The sequence below is a fragment of the Xanthomonas sp. D-99 genome (assembly GCF_017746145.1).
Lineage (GTDB): Bacteria > Pseudomonadota > Gammaproteobacteria > Xanthomonadales > Xanthomonadaceae > Xanthomonas > Xanthomonas cissicola.
In genome coordinates, this window is record NZ_JAGHWU010000041.1 from 111,705 (window position 1) to 128,186 (window position 16,482).

A 16,482-nucleotide genomic window follows, 5' to 3' on the forward strand; every position below is an offset into this window, starting at 1 on the left:
GCGCATGGCGCGACGGTTCGTCCAGTAGTGGCGAGTCCCGAATAAAACGAGCGCTGCCGCAGTGGCGTTGCGACGCCGGCTTAGAGAGGTGCGGAGCTCGTCCGCGTCGGCAAGCCGCGTCATATGGTCGACTCAGCGCAGCGGTGGTGAGCCGCCGGAACCGTCGCCGTCTGTCAGTAACTGTCGCACCTGCGCGGCCGACGCACGCGGCATCGGCTTTTCGTCCAGCTGCGAGAGTGGCGCCTGCCGCAGCGCGTCGTAGGGCAGCACGGTGAGATCGAAGGTCAGGTCTTCGGCGCTGAACAGCCACACCGGAAACTCGCCGTTGCGCTCGCGATCCAGGCGCAGCCGGCGCGTGCGCGACTCGGCCGGAATGCGGTGTTCTTCCAGAAACCGCTGCACGGCATCGGCATCGTCGCTGTGCAACTGCAATTGCACCGGCGCATTGGCATCGGCGGTGCCGTCCAGCACCGGGCCGGTCAGCCGTGGCTGGAAGGGGCTGAGAAATTCAAGCGCCCGCAACGCGGCTTCGCGACGTTGGCGCAGACGCGCACCGTGCGCAGGTCCGGCGAATAGGCGTTGGTACTCGCGCAACGCATCTTCGATCTCGCGATTGCGTGGCAGCGAAGCATCGTCATGGATGCCGAGCCGGCTGGCAGCCTTGAGCTTGGCTTGATGGAAATCGCGGATGCCGCCTTCGGCCATCAGGCGTGCGGCTTCGTGCGCCAGGCGATGGCGACGTTCCCGGGTTCGTGTATCGGCGTGCGCGCGTGCGTGATGCATGACCGGGCTCCCCTAATGAACCTGATCTGGACTCTACAACAGCTGCATGAAGACATGGCGAATGCGTCATGCCATGGCAAAAGAACGATCACGCAGCGGTGACCGGGCGAGGGTCCGGGTACGGCTATGCACGGGCAAGGCGCGTGCAATATCAGTGGCGGGCAAGTGAGCGCTGCGCCGAACCGGCAACGATCCCGCCCGCGATCCACCAGGTTGGCAACGGCCGGCGCTTATTCAATCGGGGCCAAGAAATTGGGGAACCGAACAGCCACGCCGTTCCGATTCCCCAACCCCGGCTCCTCAGAAAATATCGAACGCCTTCTCGTCCTGCTGTTCCTGCAGGCCGTAGTCGTAATCCTGCAGGCGGTCCAGATCTTCGTTCTTGACCCATTCGACGGCGCCATTGATGGTGGCCTGGGTCATGCCATCGGGCGGGTCGTTGGCGGCGATCGGCTTGTCCTTGAGCGCTACGCGCATGTAGTCGATCCAGATCGGCAGCGCCGCCTTGCCGCCGTATTCGCGATAGCCGAGCGAGCGGAAGTCGTCGCGGCCCACCCATACGGTGGTGACATAGGGGCCGCCAAAGCCGGAGAACCAGGCATCGCGGTGCTCGTTGGTGGAGCCGGTCTTGCCGCCCACGTCCTCGCGGCCGAGTACCTTGGCCGCGGTGCCGGTGCCGCGCTGGACGACGTCGCGCATCATCGACACCAGCTGGTAGGCGGTGCGCTCGTCGATCGCGCGCGGCGCGATTTTGGTCTCTGCAGTTGCCGCAGGGGCGGTCTGTGCCGGCACCGGCGTGGCCGTGGCAGGCGCAGCGGGCGGGGTTTCAGGTGCCTGGGCGCCGAAGTTGAAGCCATCCACGACCTGGCTCACGGGCGCGGCGGTGCCGCCCTGCAGGGCGCAGGTGCGGCAGGCCACGGCCGGCACTTCCTTGAAGATGACATTGCCCTCGCGGTCTTTGACCTCGTCCACGATCCAGGTGTCCACCCGTGAGCCGCCATTGGCGAACACCGCATAACCGCGTGCCACAGACAGCGGCGTCAGCGAAGCGGTGCCCAGCGACATCGACAGGTTAGGCGGCAACTCGGCCTCCTGGAAACCGAACTGGCTGATGTATTTGCGTGCGAAATCGACGCTGATCGCGTCCAGCAGACGCACCGACACCAGGTTGCGCGACTGCACCAGCGCTTCGCGCAGGCGCATCGGCCCGCGGAAGCCGCCTCCATCGTTCTGCGGCGACCAGGTCTTGCCACGCCGGTCGCGGAACACCACCGGCGCGTCCAGCACGATCGATGCCGGATTGAAGCCCTTTTCAAACGCGGCTGCGTAGACGAACGGCTTGAAGCTCGACCCCGGCTGGCGCCGTGCCTGGGTGGCGCGGTTGAACTTGTTCCCCGCAAAGCTGAAGCCGCCGACCAGCGCACGCAGCGCGCCGCTATTGGCGTCCAGCGAGACCAACGCTGCCTGGCCGCGCGGCAACTGGTCGATGATCCACTCGCCGTCCTTCTCGCCGGCGCGGATGCGGGTCAGGTCGCCGCGGGTCAGCAGCTTGGCCGGGGTCTTGCCGGTCCAGCGGCTAGCGGTGGCGGGCAGGGTCAGTTCGGTCTTGTCGCTCTGCACGACCGTGACCCCGCCATCGGGATTGGTGCGCGCCACGATCACCGCACGCAGTCCGCCCTGGGTGAACGCCCCTGCCAGGTGCTTGGCCAGTGCGGGCGCATCCGCATCGGCGGCCACGTCGAAGTGCTGCTCTACGCCGTGCCAGCCATGGCGATGATCGTAGACCCGCAAGCCGTCGGCGATCGCCACATCCGCACCGGTCTGCAGGGTCGCATCGATGGTCGTGGTGACGTGGTAGCCCTTGTTGAGCACATCGCCGCCGTACTTGGCGATCATTTCCTGACGCACCAGCTCGGCCACGTAGGGGGCGTACACCTCCACCGGCGGCTCATGCGGCTTGGCATGCATCGGCACGGCCTTGGCGGCGTCGGCTTCGGCCTGGCTGACAAAGCCCAGGTCGGCCATGCGCTGCAGGACGTAATAGTCGCGACGCTCCTGCGCACGCTCAGGATTGCTGATCGGGTTGCCGCTGGATGGGAACTTGGGGATGCCGGCCAGCGAGGCCATCTCGTCCAGGCTCAATTCGCTCATCCTCTTGCCGTAGTAGTACTCGGCAGCGGCCCCGACGCCGTAGGCGCGGTTGCCGAAGAAACTCTTGTTGAGATACAGCTCGAAGATCTCGTCCTTGCTCAACTCACTTTCGATCTTGCGCGCCAGCAGGATCTCCGCCAGCTTGCGGGTGTAGCTATATTCCGAACTCAGGAAGAACTGCCGCGCCACCTGCTGGGTGATGGTCGAACCACCCGGCACGCGCTTGGCATCGGTGGTTGTCAGCAACCAGACCGCGCGAGCGATGCCCTTGTAGTCCACGCCGCCGTGCTCGTAGAAACGCGCGTCCTCGGTGGCCAGGAAGGCCTGCTTCAGGCGCAGCGGCACGTCCTTCATCTGGATGGGATAGCGCCGGGTCTCGCCATAAACGGCCATGAGCCGGCCATCGCTGGAATAGACGTACATCGGCTCCTGCAGTTCTACCTGCTTGAGCGACTGAACGTCTGGCAACTTCGAGGAAATGGCGTAATACAGGCCGCCGGCAGCAATAGCGCCAAGCAGTGCGAGCACGACGATCGTGGCCAGGATCCAGCCCAGCCAACGGCGAATACGGGGCATGTAAGAGAGATTCCGATTGCAGATTTCTTGGTCACAGAGTATAGGTGACGCTGAGTTTGGCTGGGGCCGAACTCTGGGGATCGCAGAAGACGGCACTGGGGTCGCGTCGCCGGGTCATTGCCTAGCGCGTGAAGGGCTTGTCAACTGTTAAAATTTGATTATTAATACGAGGGCGCACATGCGTCCAAGTGCCCGTCGGCAGGGGAGTTACCGTGGGGCTTTTACCCAAGAGTCAGTCGCAACTGATTGGTGTCGACATTAGTTCGACTGCCGTGAAGCTCTTGCAGCTATCGCGCAGCGGGAACCGTTTCCGCGTGGAACATTACGCGGTAGAACCATTGCCGCCGAATGCGGTCGTGGAAAAGAACATCGTCGAAGTGGAAGCGGTGGGCGAAGCCATTCGCCGCGCCATCAACCGTTCCGGCAGCAAGGCCAAGAACGCGGCAGCTGCTGTGGCAGGGTCGGCGGTGATCACCAAGTTGATCCCGATGCCGGCCGATCTGGACGATAGCGACCTGGAGGCCCAGGTCGAACTGGAAGCCACCAATTACATTCCGTACCCGATCGAGGAAGTGAATCTCGATTTCGAGGTGCTGGGCCCGATGCCCAATAGCCCGGACATGGTGCAGGTGCTGCTGGCCGCCTCGCGTTCGGAGAATGTGGAACTGCGCCAGTCGGCGCTGGAACTCGGCGGCCTGACCGCCAAGGTAATGGACGTGGAGGCCTTTGCGGTCGAAAACGCCTTCGCCCTGGTTGCCAGCGAATTGCCGGTGGCCGCCGATGCGGTGGTGGCGCTGGTGGATATCGGCGCGACCATGACCACGCTGAGCGTGCTGCGCTCCGGTCGCAGTCTGTATAGCCGCGAGCAGGTGTTCGGCGGCAAGCAGCTCACTGACGAAGTGATGCGCCGTTATGGACTGACCTACGAAGAGGCTGGCCTTGCCAAGCGCCAGGGCGGCCTGCCGGAAAGCTACGAGGTCGAAGTGCTGGAGCCGTTCAAGGAAGCCACGGTGCAGCAGATCAGCCGTCTGCTGCAGTTCTTCTATGCGGGCAGTGAGTTCAACCGCGTCGACTGCATCGTGCTGGCCGGCGGTTGCGCCGCGCTGGCGCGCCTGCCGGAGATGGTGGAAGAGCAGCTCGGTGTGACCACGGTCGTTGCAAATCCGCTTGCCCAGATGACGCTTGGCCCGAAGGTTCAGGCCCATGCGCTGGCGCTGGATGCGCCTGCACTGATGATCGCCACCGGCCTGGCCCTGAGGAGCTTCGACTGATGGCAAGAATCAATCTATTGCCCTGGCGCGCGGAGCGCCGAAAGGCACGCGAGCGCGAGTTCTACTCGATGCTGGGCTTCGCCGCATTGGGCGGCGTGCTGTTGTCGGCACTGATCTGGTTCTATTACGACGCGCAGATCAGCGGCCAGACCGAGCGCAATGCGTTTCTGACCACCGAGATCGACAAGGTCAAGGCGCAGAACGAAGAGATCAAGGAACTCGACAAGAAGAAGGACCGCCTGCTTGCGCGCAAGAAGGTGATCGAGGAGCTGCAAGCCAACCGCTCGCAGATGGTGCACCTGTTCGATTCGCTGGTGCGCACCATTCCCGATGGTGTGGCGCTGACCAACATCAAGCAGGATGGCGACATCCTCACGCTGGAAGGTCGCTCGCAATCGAATGCGCGGGTCAGTGCCTACATGCGCAACCTGGAAAGCTCGGGCTGGATGACCAATCCGGACCTGTCGATCATCGAGGCCAAGAGTCAGGACAAGGCCGGGCAACCTGCCGCGTCGTCGATGGACACCAAGACGCTGCCGTACGTGTTCACGCTCAAGGTCAAGCTGGCCAATCCGAACGAGGCTGACAAGAACGGCATCGCACCGGGCGCAGTGGATCCGGCCGCGCCGGGCACCGCAGCACCGGGTGCAGCGCCTGCCGGTGCGACGCCTGCTGCTCCGGCAGCGGCGCCTGCGCCCGCAACGCCGCCGGCCGCTGCTCCTGCACCGACGCAGGCAGCGCCGGCGCCAGCCAATCGGCCGCAGGAGGGGGCGGCGTCATGAGTAAGAAATCATTCAAGCTCAGCGATCTGGATTTCAACAACATCGGCGGTTGGCCGCAGCAGGCACGCATTGTGTTCTGCGTGGTGGTCGGCTTGTTCATCATGGTGCTGGCCTGGTTCCTGTTGATCAGCAGCAAGCGCGAAGAACTGGAAGGCCTGGAAAGCACCGAATCCCAGCTGCGTACCGAGTTCGAGACCCAACAGGGCCGCGCGGTGAACCTGGAGCCGCTCAAGCAGCAGCTCGCGCAGATGGAACAGGTGCTGCAGCAGATGCTGCGTCAGCTGCCCAGCAAGACCGAAATGCCGGATCTGATCATCGACATCTCGCAGACCGCGCTGTCCAGCGGCTTGTCCAACGAGCTGTTCCAGCCCGGTCCGGAATCGCCGAAGGAGTTCTACGCCGAAAAGCCGATCGCTCTGCGCATGGTGGGCAGCTACCACCAGTTCGGTGCCTTCGTCAGCGGTGTGGCCTCGCTGCCGCGCGTGGTTATCCTGACCATGCACGACATCAACCTCAAGCCCAAGGATCCCAAGGCCGGCATCGGCCCGCGCGGTGCGCTTGAGCTGTCCGGGACGGTCAAGACCTATCGTTATCTGGACGATGAGGAAATGGCCGAGCAGGAAAAGGCTGCGGCCAGCGCTGCGAAGAAGGGCGGCCAATGACCATGAAATTGCTCAAGATTCTGTCCTTTGCGGCGTTAATTGCTGTATTGCCGGCGTGTACGCGCGGTGTGACCAGCACACCGGGCGATGCGCCGAATCTGGAAGCCTGGGTTGCCGAGGTGCGCGCGCGTCCTGCGCCGCCGCTGGAGCCGTTGCCGGTGATGCAGCAGTTCGAGACCTTCGAATATGCAGCGCAGGCGATGCGCGACCCGTTCAGCGATGCCTGGGTCAGCGCGGAAGGTGGCAACGGCACGCGTCCGGATCCGAACCGGCGCAAGGAGCCGTTGGAAGCCTTTCCGCTCGACGCCCTCGACATGGTGGGGACCATTGGCGGCGGTTCGGGCCTGATCGCCCTGGTGATGGCGCCTGACAAGGTGACCTACCGGGTGCGGCCTGGTGTGTATCTGGGACAGAGCGATGGCCGGGTGACCGGGGTCTACGAAGACCGCATCGAGCTGATTGAACTTGTGCCGGACGGTGCGGGTGGATGGCTTGAACGGCCGGCCGCACTCGCATTGGATGATCAATAAAGTGATAGGGGATAGCACGATGACGTTTTCCAATGCCCAGCGGCTGCGTCCGGTACGACGCCACGCGATCTTCCAGGCCTGCGCGTTGGGGTTCGCGCTGGCACTGGCGAGCGGCAGCGCGTTCGCCGCCGCGGCGCTGACTCAGCCCGCGCAGGATCCGGCCAAGGTCGCTCCGGCGAGCCTGGCGGTGTCCAAAATCGATTTCAAGCGCGGCGAAGACGGCGCTGGCCGTCTGATCCTGCAGTTCGACGGCCAGGGCGCCAGCCCGGACCTGCGGACGCAGGGCGACAACGTGCTGGTGGACATCAGCAATGCCAAGCTACCTGCCGAGCTGCAACGCCCGCTCAATGTCACCGACTTCGCCACGCCGGTGCAGCGCGTTGAAGTGAAGCCGTCCGGCTCCGGTTCGCAGCTGGTGCTGTCGACCAAGGGTGCCTTCGATTCGCTGGCCTACCAGACCGGCAACGAATACGTGGTGGAAATCACCCCGCGCAAGGGCCAGCCGGCGGTTGGCGGTGTGAGCCCGGCGGCGGTCACGCAGGCTGCCGCGCAGATCGCCGCGCGCGGCTATAGCGGCCGCCCGGTGACGTTCAACTTCCAGGACGTGCCGGTGCGCACCGTGCTGCAGCTGATCGCCGAAGAGTCCAACCTCAACATCGTCGCGTCCGACACCGTGCAGGGCAATGTCACGCTGCGCCTGATGAATGTGCCGTGGGACCAGGCGCTGGACATCGTGCTGCGCGCCAAGGGCCTGGACAAGCGCCGCGATGGCGGCGTGGTGTGGGTCGCCCCGCAACCGGAGCTGGCCAAGTTCGAGCAGGACAAGGAAGACGCCCGCATCGCGATCGAGAACCGCGAGGACTTGATCACCGATTATGTGCAGATCAACTACCACAACGCTGCGGTGATCTTCAAGGCGCTGACGGAGGCCAAGGGAATTGGTGGTGGCGGTAGCGGTGGGCAAGGCGGCGGCGGCGGGCAGCAGGACAATGGCTTCCTGTCCCCGCGAGGTCGTCTGGTGGCCGACGAGCGCACAAATACCTTGATGATTAGCGATATCCCGAAAAAAGTTGCGCAGATGCGCGAACTGATCTCGCATATCGACCGTCCCGTGGATCAGGTGCTGATTGAAAGCCGGATTGTCATCGCAACCGATACATTTGCAAGAGACTTGGGCGCAAGATTTGGTGTCGCTGGTCGGCAGCAGTATGGTGGGAACACCGGTGTCATTAGTGGAAGTGCTTCCAATAACGTTTCTATTATAAATGACGGCCTACATAACATTCCTGCGGGTCTAAATTTTAATCTTCCTGCCGGTACCTTTACGACAAGTACTGCCGGTTCGATCGCTTATACGTTGCTTGGGCGTAACTTTTCTCTTGACATGGAATTGTCAGCAATGCAGGAGGAGGGGCGAGGAGAGGTAGTTTCTAACCCGAGAATAGTGACCGCAAATCAGCGCGAGGGCGTTATCAAGCAAGGCCGTGAAATTGGCTATGTTACGATCAGCGGTGCAGGCTCTGGTGGTCAGGCACAGGCCAATGTGCAGTTCAAAGAAGTTTTGCTTGAGTTGAAAGTGACCCCGACAATCACCAATGACAACCGCGTTTTCTTGAACATGAATGTCAAGAAGGACGAAGTTGCGCGGTTCATTGTTCTCGATGGCTATGGGACCGTTCCGGAAATCAATCGGCGCGAGGTCAACACTGCAGTGCTTGTTGGGGATGGTGAAACGGTGGTGATCGGTGGTGTATACGAATTCAATGACCGCGAGAGTATTGCCAAGGTCCCCTTCCTGGGCGACATACCGTTTTTGGGGAATTTGTTTAAGAAACGCGGTCGCAGTAAGGAAAAGGCGGAGCTGCTGGTCTTTGTAACACCGAAGGTGCTGCGTGTCGCAAGCGCGACTCCTTGAGCAATGATCGGATCGGAAGGGCCGCGAAAGCGGCCCTTTCCTTTTGTTAGATCCAGATTGAGTAATCAATCACTTCCCACATCATTTCTGCGCTAGTGCTGACGAAGCCCGACCGCAGTGCCAATTCGGGATCTATGATCTTGTAGAGTCCGAAAGGTCTGGCGTTGGCCCGCTGACAAGCGTCAAGTTCTGTATCGTTCACTGAACATCCCAACGCCGCCAAGTGAACCAATCGCGTTCGAATCGGTCACACTGGACCTATGAATGCACCGCCACTGCTCCCCCCCGAAGCCGTTGCCGCGCCCGCCGAGGACCGGCTGCACCGTCAATTCACCTCGCTGCGCGAATCGCTTGCGCAGCGCATCGTTGGCCAGGCAGCGCTCGTGGAGCGGCTGTTGATTGCCTTGCTGGCCGATGGCCATCTGCTGGTCGAGGGCGCGCCCGGGTTGGCCAAGACCACTGCCATCCGTGCGCTGGCTTCGCGGCTGGAAGCGGATTTTGCACGGGTGCAGTTCACCCCGGACCTGCTGCCTGCCGACCTGACCGGTACCGAAATCTGGCGGCCGCAGGACAGCCGGTTCGAGTTCATGCCCGGGCCGATCTTCCACCCGATCCTGCTGGCCGACGAAATCAACCGCGCACCAGCCAAGGTGCAATCCGCGCTGCTGGAAGCGATGGGCGAGCGGCAGGTGACGGTCGGCCGGCATACCTATGCGCTGCCGCAGTTGTTCCTGGTGATGGCGACGCAGAATCCGATCGAGCAGGAGGGCACGTTCCCGCTGCCCGAAGCGCAGTTGGATCGCTTCCTGATGCATGTGCGCATCGGCTATCCCCAGGCCGACGCCGAGGCGGAAATCCTGCGCCTGGCACGCGAGGCCGCCCGCGACACGCTGGAAAAGCACGAGACCGTACCCGACAAGATTCCATTGGAAGATGTCTTGGCCGCGCGCCGTGTGGTGCTTGACGTGCATCTGGCACCGCAGCTGGAACGCTATCTGATCGAAATCGTGCTGGCCTCGCGCGATGCCAAGCGTTACGACCCGGCATTGGCGCGGCGGATCGCCTGGGGCGCCAGCCCGCGTGGCTCGATCGCACTGGAACGGTGCGCGCGCGCACGGGCTTGGCTGGCCGGGCGCGACTACGTGACGCCGGACGATATCCGCGCCATTGCCCCGGACGTACTGCGGCATCGCGTGCTGCCCAGCTACGAGGCCACCGCCGAGGGTTGGGACGGCGAACGCCTGATCGCTGCATTGCTCGAAAAGATTCCGCTGCCCTGATCGGGCAGCGTCGCTGAGGTATGCCGCACTCTCGCCAGACACCGATGTCTTCGATGCCGTTCTCGTCCCCTGTAACCGCTCCCTCGCCAGTCGCTGGCGATGGGGTGCGCCCAACGCTTGCAGAACTGATTGCGCTGCGCGGTACCGCAATCCATCGCGGTCAAGCGGGACGTGGCCGGTATGGGGTGGTGGGGCCGGTACCGGCCGCCACGCGCGGGCGCGGCATGGAATATGCCGAGTCGCGTGAGTACGTGGCTGGCGACGATGCGCGGCATATCGACTGGCGCGTCACCGCGCGAACCGGACGGGTGCACACCAAGTTATTTCAGGCTGAGCGCGAGCGTTTGAGTCTGATCGTGGCCGATACCTCGCCTGCGCTCTTCTTCGGTACGCGCGTGCGCTACAAATCGGTGCAGGCCGCACGCGCCGGCGCCGTTGCCGCATGGCTGGCGCAGCGCCAGGGCGATCGCATTGCAGCATTGCGCGGCACCGCGAGCGAGGCGCCGATTGCGCCGCGGTCCGGTCAGCGTGGTGTGCTGCCGGTGCTGGATGCCTTGGCGCGTTGGTATGCCCAGCCGCCGTCCGGCGATGCGGGGCTGGAGGTGGCGCTGGATCATGCGGCGCGCCTGTTACGCCCGGGCGCGCGCCTGACCGTGCTGGCCGATGCGCGCAGCGCCGGCCGGATTTCTGCCACGCGCTGGTCGGGCTTGGCCTTGCATCACGAGGTGGTGGTGATCGTGCTGGTCGATCCGCTGGAATTGGCGCCGCCGGCACGTGCAGTCACCTTCGACGTGCGTGGCGAGCGCATCGCGATCGATCTGTCGACCCAGGCCGGGCGTGCGCGCTGGCAGACCGAATTCGTTGCGCCGCTGGAGCATTTGGGTTCGCTCCTGCAGGCACGCGGCGTGCGCTTGCATCGCCTGTGCACCGACGATGCCAGCGATGCCTGGTTGGGCGGCAGCTCCGCCGCGCGGGGTCGCTGACGATGTCCCCGCAGTCGCTGCCGCTGCGTGATGTGCATCTGCCACCTTCGCCGTCGTGGTGGCCGCTGGCACCGGGCTGGTGGCTGGTGATCGCGGTTGTCGTGCTGGTGGTGGGGAGCGCATGGGTCTGGTGGTGGCGCCGGCGTCAGCGCCAGCGTCGCTGGCTGGCTGCTTTCGATGCAGAACTAGCGCGCGCCACGACGCCTGCGCAGCGCTTGGCGGCCGTGTCGGTGCTGCTGCGACGTGCGGCGCGGCGCGTCGATCCGCAGGCCGACCGCTTGCAGGGCGAGGCGTGGTTGCAGTTCCTGGACGGGCGCAAGCGCAAGGACCCCGTGTTTTCACAGGGGCCCGCGCGGGCTGTGCTGGAAGGCGGCTTCCAGCGCGCACCCACAGTCAGCGATCTGCCGGCGTTAGAAGCGTTGGCGCGGCAGCGCTTTGTGGGGCTGATGCGGGGCCGGCGATGAACTGGTTGCAGTGGTCGCAATGGCAGGATGCGTTGGCGCATTGCGCCTGGCCATGGGCGTGGTGGTTGATGCCCTTGCCGTTGCTGATGTTGTTCTGGCCGCAACGCCGCGCCGATGCGGCCGCACTCCGTGTGCCTTACGCGGAGCAGTTGCAGGCAGTGGCGCAGGCGACGAGCGCGCCGGTGCTGCGGATGCCGCGTTGGCTGGCGTGGCTGGCTTGGTTTTTGTTGTGCGCCGCGCTGGCACGTCCGCAGCAATTGGGCGAGGTGATTCAACCGCCGCGCGAGGCGCGCCAGATGATGTTGGCGGTGGATCTTTCGGGCAGCATGAGCGAGCCCGACATGGTGCTTGGTGGCAAGGTGGTGGACCGGCTCACCGCCGCCAAGGCCGTGCTGTCGGACTTCCTGGATCGGCGCGACGGCGACCGCGTCGGTCTGCTGGTTTTTGGCCAACGCGCGTATGCGCTGACACCACTGACGGCCGACCTCACCTCCGTGCGCGATCAGTTGCGCGACAGCGTGGTGGGCTTGGCCGGGCGCGAAACCGCGATTGGCGATGCGATCGCCTTGTCGGTCAAACGCCTGCGCGAACAGAAGCAGGGCCAGCGCGTGGTGGTGTTGCTCACCGATGGCGTCAACACCGCTGGCGTGCTCAATCCGTTGAAGGCTGCGGAACTGGCCAAGGCCGAAGGCGTGCGCGTGCACACCATTGCGTTCGGCGGCAGTGGCGGCTATTCCTTGTTCGGGGTGCCGATTCCGGCCGGCGGCGACGACGACATCGACGAGGACGGGCTGCGCAAGATTGCCCAGCAGACCGGCGGACGCTTCTTCCGCGCCCGCGATACCGAGGAGCTCGCCGGCATCTATGCCGAGCTGGATCGGCTGGAGCCGGTCAAGGGACTGGGCCCCTCGGTGCAGCCGCGCGTGGAGCGTTACTACTGGCCATTGGGCGCGGCAATCGTCGTTGCCCTGTTGGCCTATGTACTGCCGCGGAGGTGGCAATGGACGCGCTGACCGAGCTGGCGGGGTGGCAGCAGTCGCTACATCTGTTGCGCCCGATGGTGTTGTGGGCGCTGCTGGCGATCGTGCCGGCGGCGGCGCTGTGGCACTGGCGTCGCCGCGATGCCGACGTCTGGCGGCAGAGTGTGGATGCGCATCTGTTGCCGGAGCTGTTGGCCGCCGGCGGTCGGCGCGGATGGCTGGGATTCGTGCTGGCTGCGCTGACCTATGCGTTGGCGGTGATTGCGGTGAGCGGGCCGAGTTGGCGGCAGACCGAGCGTCCGGTGTTTCAATCGAGCATGCCGCTGGTGGTGGTGCTGGATCTGTCGTCCAGCGCCAACGCAACCGACCTGCCGCCTTCGCGCCTGCTGCAGGCGCGCGCCAAGCTGGCGACGCTGCTGCGCAAACGTGCCGGTGGTGAGGTGGCATTGCTGGTCTATGCAGGCGAGAGTTTCACGGTTGCGCCATTGACCGAGGACAGCGCCAACGTGGCCTTGTTTCTGGATGCGCTGTCGCCGTCGGTCATGCCGGTCGATGGCAAGCGTGCAGACCGGGCGATCGATGCGGCCGTGCAGCTGTTGCAGCAGGCCGGCTTCAAGCAAGGCGAGATCCTGCTTGTCAGCGATGGCGCAGATCGCTCCGCCGAAAGTTCGGCACGGGTGGCACGTTCGCGCGGTTTCAGTGTCTTCGCGCTTGGCGTGGGCGGCGAGCGCGGTGCGGCGTATCGCATGGCCAGCGGTGAAATTGCGCAGGCCAGGCTCGACGAAGGCAGTCTGCGCACCCTGGCCGCGCAGGGCGGCGGGCGGTATGCGCGCATTGCGCCGGACGATGCGGATCTGCGGGCGTTGGGCGTGCTCGATCCATCGCAACAGCCGTTGGCCGATGAAACCGCCGAGTCCGATGGCGGCAAGAGCTGGCTCGACGAAGGCTATTGGCTGGTGCTGCCGGTGATGCTGCTGTCCCTGCTGGCGTTTCGCCGCCGCGCGGTGGTGGCGGTGCTGGCGACGGCATGCGTGCTACCGCTGGCGCAGCCCGCGAACGCGGCCGATGGCACCTTGTGGCAGCGTGCCGATCAGGTGCAACAACAGCGCCTGGACGCCGGCGTGCAGGCATATCGCAAGGGCGATTTCGCGGCGGCACAGAAGGCGTTCGAAGCGGTGCCAACCGATGAGGGGCTGTACAACCTCGGCAATGCGCTGGCGCGACAAGGCCAGTACGACGCCGCGATCGCGGCCTACGACCGTGCGCTCAAGCAACACCCGAATCAGCAGGATGCCATCGCCAATCGCGCCGCGGTCGATGCGGCGCGCAAGCGTCAGCAGCAGAACAACAAGGATGGCAAGGGCCAGGACGGCAAAGGCCAGTCCAAGGACCAGAAGCCATCCGGTCAGGATGGCAAGGGGCAACAGCAGGCCGGCCAGAATCAGCAGGCCAAGCCATCCGGCCAGGATGGGCAGAACCAGCAGGGCAGCGACAACCAGCCCTCTGATGCGCAGCCGCCACAGGACGGCAAGTCGCAAGATGCGCAGTCCAAGAACGGGCAGGGCGAGCAACGCAAGCAGGACACCCCGCCCCAATCTGCAGATGCTAAGGCGCAGCAGCAGGCCGATGAGGCACAGCGTCGCAAGATGCAGCAGGCCATGGCGCAGGCGGGTGACAAGCAGGCGGATGCCAGCGGCAAGGAGGCCACCGTCGCCGGCGAGACGCCGGAACAGCGCGAGCAACGTCAGGCGGTGGACGCATGGCTGCGGCGGGTTCCGGACGATCCGGGCAGCCTGCTGCGTACCAAATTCAGGCTGGAATACGAACGCAGGCAACGGGACGGACGATGATCGGCAGACAGCACTTGCGTCGCGCGGCAATCGGCATGCTGGCCAGCGTGGCACTGTTGGCGTGCGCGCCGGTGGGTGCGGTCACGCGCGCGTGGCTGGATCGCGACAGCGTCAATGCCGGCGATGTGGCGATGTTGAATATCGAAACCGACCAACGCGGCGTCGACCCTGATTACACGCCACTGCGCACCGACTTCTTGCTGGGCGCCAAGAGCGCCAATCAGCAGATGCAGGTGGCCAATGGTTCGGTGACGGTGCGTGCCTTGTTCGGTGTGGTGCTGACGCCGCGCAAGAGTGGCGAACTGATCGTGCCGGCGATACGCGTGGGCAATGAACGCACCGAACCGCTGCGCCTGCAGGTGGTTGGGGCGGCGAACGATCCCGCAAGTAGCTCCGGCAACGCTGCCGGCGCGCCGAGTGCAGCGCAGGGCAATGAAGAAGCCTTCGTCCAAACCCAGGTGGACGACCCGCAACCCTACGTGCAGCAAAGCGTGGGCGTGGTGGTGCGGTTGTACTTCGCCACCCAGTTGGCATCGGGCGAGTTGGATCTTGAGGCCCCCGATGGGGCATCGATGCAGCGCGTCGGCGACGACGTCAGCTCGGTCAAGGTCGTCAACGGACGCCACTACAACGTGGTGGAGCGGCGCTACCTGCTGGTGCCCGAGCGCAGCGGTCGCCTGCTGCTGCCGCCGGCACGTTTCAACGGGCGTTCGGTAGGTGGGTTTTTCGACGACTACTTCGGGCGCGGCAACGGTGAGCTGAGTGCGCGCAGTGCGAGCATTCCGTTGCAGGTGCGCGCGCAACCGGCCAATGCGCCGCAGCCGTGGTTGCCGTTGCGCAGCCTGCAGTTGCGCTACACGACCACGCCACAGCGGGCGAGAGCCGGTGAGGCGGCCCAATTCGTGGTGGAAGCCAGTGCGCGCGGCGCGACCCAGGCGCAGTTCCCCGAATTACCGACGCCCAGCGTGCCCGACGCGCAGGTGTTTGCCGAGCCACCGCAATTCGAGGAGCGCTTCGTGGACGGCTCGCCGCAACTGCGACTGACCCGGCGCTATTCGATCGTGCCCAACCGCGCCGGTCCGTTGGTGGTGCCCGGGCTGCAGATGGCGTGGTGGGATGTGGGGGCAGGGGCAGCCAAGACGGCGTCACTGCCCGATCTGACGCTCGATGTCGCGGCAGGTAGCGGCGCGTTTGCGACGCCTGCGCCAGCGCCCACGCCGAATCCGACACCCGATCAATCGGCGCCGACACCGGATCGCACTCTCACCCTGCAAGCACCATCGCCCGCGCAACCGCCGTGGGGGTGGATCGCGGCGGCGATCGGGTTTGCGTTTTTGTGGATCGCCACGCTGGTGTGGGCGTTGGTGCGTCGGCGCGGTGCTCCGCGCGGTGCGCCAGGCGGCACTGGTGGTGACGGCAACAATGGAACAGCTGAGGCTAGGCGCGCCACTCACGGCGTGGCCGAGTTGCGCCGCGCGCTCGACACCGGCGGCATGGACGATGTGGCGGCGGTGCTCTGCGGCATGGCCGGCGTGGCCGATATCGACGCAGTGGTGGCGGCGTTGGCAGACCCGGCGCAGCAGGCAGCCGTGGCGCGCATGCAGCGCGCGCGCTGGGGCGGCGATGGCGATGTGACCGGCGCGCGCGCCGCCTTGCGCGAGGCGTTCGCCAAGGGTCCGCGGTGGCACCAGGCAAGCGCAGCCGAACCGGAGGTGCTGGCGCCGTTGTATCCGCCTGCGCCTTGATCGACGGCGTTGCATCGGGGGCGGCTTGAACCACTGAGATACCGGCTGCGCAGTTTCCGCGCGGTGCAGTTGGTGTAACGAATGGTCTGCAACAACGGTACTTCGATTCCTGGGGGGGAATCTGCGCTCACGTAACAGTGGCTCGTTAGATTTCGTTGGCCGCTATCACTCGCTTTGAGCGGCGACGCTGCCTTGCAGCGCTGATAACGCATTGATGTTGGATGCGTGTGATCTGCCAACGGTGCGGAAGAGAGCGAAGAGCGTTGGCGCTGCGGCGTTGCTGCAGGGCCCTTGCCCGCCCACCCTCGCAGGACACGCTGCAAGTACGTCCTTGTAAGCTCCGACGCTAGGCCTTTTACTGAGTTGGCGAACAGCGTGCTGGTGCGGTGTCCTCGCCGCGTGCGGGCTCGTTGGCGATATGGATGCCGCCAACGAGCCCCTAGGGAAGGTCTGATCAACTCACCGCAGATGCGCGACACTATCGCCTTATGTAGAGGATTCATCCAAGAA

13 protein-coding genes are annotated in these 16,482 nt (G+C 64.9%); 11 read left to right on the forward strand and 2 right to left on the reverse strand.

The genetic code is table 11. The annotated features are described in order from the left end of the window. Nucleotides 1-132: 132 nt before the first annotated feature. Together J7360_RS14650 and J7360_RS14655 are read right to left on the reverse strand one after the other, a co-directional pair. The gene (locus tag J7360_RS14650) at nucleotides 133-783 is read right to left on the reverse strand and encodes a hypothetical protein (protein WP_022558570.1); all 651 of its coding nucleotides are present in this window, start codon (nucleotides 781-783) and stop codon (nucleotides 133-135) included. A 300-nt stretch (nucleotides 784-1,083) separates the two neighbouring features. Further along, the gene (locus J7360_RS14655; protein ID WP_007967628.1) at nucleotides 1,084-3,510 is read right to left on the reverse strand and encodes a penicillin-binding protein 1A; all 2,427 of its coding nucleotides are present in this window, start codon (nucleotides 3,508-3,510) and stop codon (nucleotides 1,084-1,086) included. Nucleotides 3,511-3,722: 212 nt separating this feature from the next. Between J7360_RS14655 and J7360_RS14660 the strand changes: the two genes are divergently transcribed. From J7360_RS14660 to J7360_RS14710, 11 genes are all read left to right on the forward strand, one after another. Further along, entirely contained in the window at nucleotides 3,723-4,781 is a 1,059-nt protein-coding gene (locus J7360_RS14660; protein ID WP_343237352.1) for a pilus assembly protein PilM, read from the forward strand. Continuing rightward, nucleotides 4,781-5,563, forward strand: a complete 783-nt coding sequence (locus J7360_RS14665) for a PilN domain-containing protein (RefSeq protein ID WP_007974441.1) — start codon at nucleotides 4,781-4,783, stop codon at nucleotides 5,561-5,563. The genes J7360_RS14660 and J7360_RS14665 overlap by 1 nt, the downstream gene beginning before the upstream one ends. Beyond that, entirely contained in the window at nucleotides 5,560-6,225 is a 666-nt protein-coding gene (locus J7360_RS14670; protein ID WP_007967621.1) for a type 4a pilus biogenesis protein PilO, read from the forward strand. Before J7360_RS14665 ends, J7360_RS14670 begins: the two co-directional genes overlap by 4 nt. Beyond that, complete coding sequence (locus J7360_RS14675) at nucleotides 6,222-6,755, forward strand: pilus assembly protein PilP (protein WP_057659671.1); 534 nt, start codon at nucleotides 6,222-6,224, stop codon at nucleotides 6,753-6,755. Before J7360_RS14670 ends, J7360_RS14675 begins: the two co-directional genes overlap by 4 nt. 19 nt (nucleotides 6,756-6,774) lie before the next feature. Beyond that, nucleotides 6,775-8,670, forward strand: a complete 1,896-nt coding sequence (locus J7360_RS14680; protein WP_057659668.1) for a type IV pilus secretin PilQ family protein — start codon at nucleotides 6,775-6,777, stop codon at nucleotides 8,668-8,670. Between the two features lie 260 nt (nucleotides 8,671-8,930). After that, on the forward strand, nucleotides 8,931-9,950 hold the full coding sequence (locus tag J7360_RS14685; RefSeq protein ID WP_057659666.1) for a MoxR family ATPase: 1,020 nt from the start codon (nucleotides 8,931-8,933) through the stop codon (nucleotides 9,948-9,950). A gap of 20 nt (nucleotides 9,951-9,970) precedes the next feature. Then, complete coding sequence (locus J7360_RS14690) at nucleotides 9,971-10,933, forward strand: DUF58 domain-containing protein (RefSeq protein ID WP_057659664.1); 963 nt, start codon at nucleotides 9,971-9,973, stop codon at nucleotides 10,931-10,933. 2 nt (nucleotides 10,934-10,935) lie between these two features. Next, nucleotides 10,936-11,397 (forward strand): DUF4381 domain-containing protein, encoded by a 462-nt coding sequence (locus J7360_RS14695; protein WP_057659662.1) that lies wholly within the window; start codon nucleotides 10,936-10,938, stop codon nucleotides 11,395-11,397. Next, a complete protein-coding gene (locus J7360_RS14700; protein WP_209034136.1) occupies nucleotides 11,394-12,410 on the forward strand; it encodes a VWA domain-containing protein in 1,017 nt (338 codons plus the stop codon). Before J7360_RS14695 ends, J7360_RS14700 begins: the two co-directional genes overlap by 4 nt. Continuing rightward, nucleotides 12,398-14,227, forward strand: a complete 1,830-nt coding sequence (locus J7360_RS14705; protein WP_209034137.1) for a VWA domain-containing protein — start codon at nucleotides 12,398-12,400, stop codon at nucleotides 14,225-14,227. Before J7360_RS14700 ends, J7360_RS14705 begins: the two co-directional genes overlap by 13 nt. After that, on the forward strand, nucleotides 14,224-15,972 hold the full coding sequence (locus J7360_RS14710) for a BatD family protein (RefSeq protein ID WP_057659657.1): 1,749 nt from the start codon (nucleotides 14,224-14,226) through the stop codon (nucleotides 15,970-15,972). Before J7360_RS14705 ends, J7360_RS14710 begins: the two co-directional genes overlap by 4 nt. The last annotated feature ends 510 nt before the right edge of the window (nucleotides 15,973-16,482 follow it).

What these genes read in the sequence shown, in the direction of transcription:
- J7360_RS14655 (WP_007967628.1), bottom strand. Translation starts at nt 3,510, where the DNA reads ATGCCCCGTATTCGCCGTTGGCTGGGCTGGATCCTGGCCACGATCGTC.
- J7360_RS14650 (WP_022558570.1), bottom strand. Translation starts at nt 783, where the DNA reads ATGCATCACGCACGCGCGCACGCCGATACACGAACCCGGGAACGTCGC.
- J7360_RS14690 (WP_057659664.1), top strand. Translation starts at nt 9,971, where the DNA reads ATGCCGCACTCTCGCCAGACACCGATGTCTTCGATGCCGTTCTCGTCC.
- J7360_RS14665 (WP_007974441.1), top strand. Translation starts at nt 4,781, where the DNA reads ATGGCAAGAATCAATCTATTGCCCTGGCGCGCGGAGCGCCGAAAGGCA.
- J7360_RS14695 (WP_057659662.1), top strand. Translation starts at nt 10,936, where the DNA reads ATGTCCCCGCAGTCGCTGCCGCTGCGTGATGTGCATCTGCCACCTTCG.
- J7360_RS14670 (WP_007967621.1), top strand. Translation starts at nt 5,560, where the DNA reads ATGAGTAAGAAATCATTCAAGCTCAGCGATCTGGATTTCAACAACATC.
- J7360_RS14680 (WP_057659668.1), top strand. Translation starts at nt 6,775, where the DNA reads ATGACGTTTTCCAATGCCCAGCGGCTGCGTCCGGTACGACGCCACGCG.
- J7360_RS14705 (WP_209034137.1), top strand. Translation starts at nt 12,398, where the DNA reads ATGGACGCGCTGACCGAGCTGGCGGGGTGGCAGCAGTCGCTACATCTG.
- J7360_RS14710 (WP_057659657.1), top strand. Translation starts at nt 14,224, where the DNA reads ATGATCGGCAGACAGCACTTGCGTCGCGCGGCAATCGGCATGCTGGCC.
- J7360_RS14675 (WP_057659671.1), top strand. Translation starts at nt 6,222, where the DNA reads ATGACCATGAAATTGCTCAAGATTCTGTCCTTTGCGGCGTTAATTGCT.
- J7360_RS14685 (WP_057659666.1), top strand. Translation starts at nt 8,931, where the DNA reads ATGAATGCACCGCCACTGCTCCCCCCCGAAGCCGTTGCCGCGCCCGCC.
- J7360_RS14700 (WP_209034136.1), top strand. Translation starts at nt 11,394, where the DNA reads ATGAACTGGTTGCAGTGGTCGCAATGGCAGGATGCGTTGGCGCATTGC.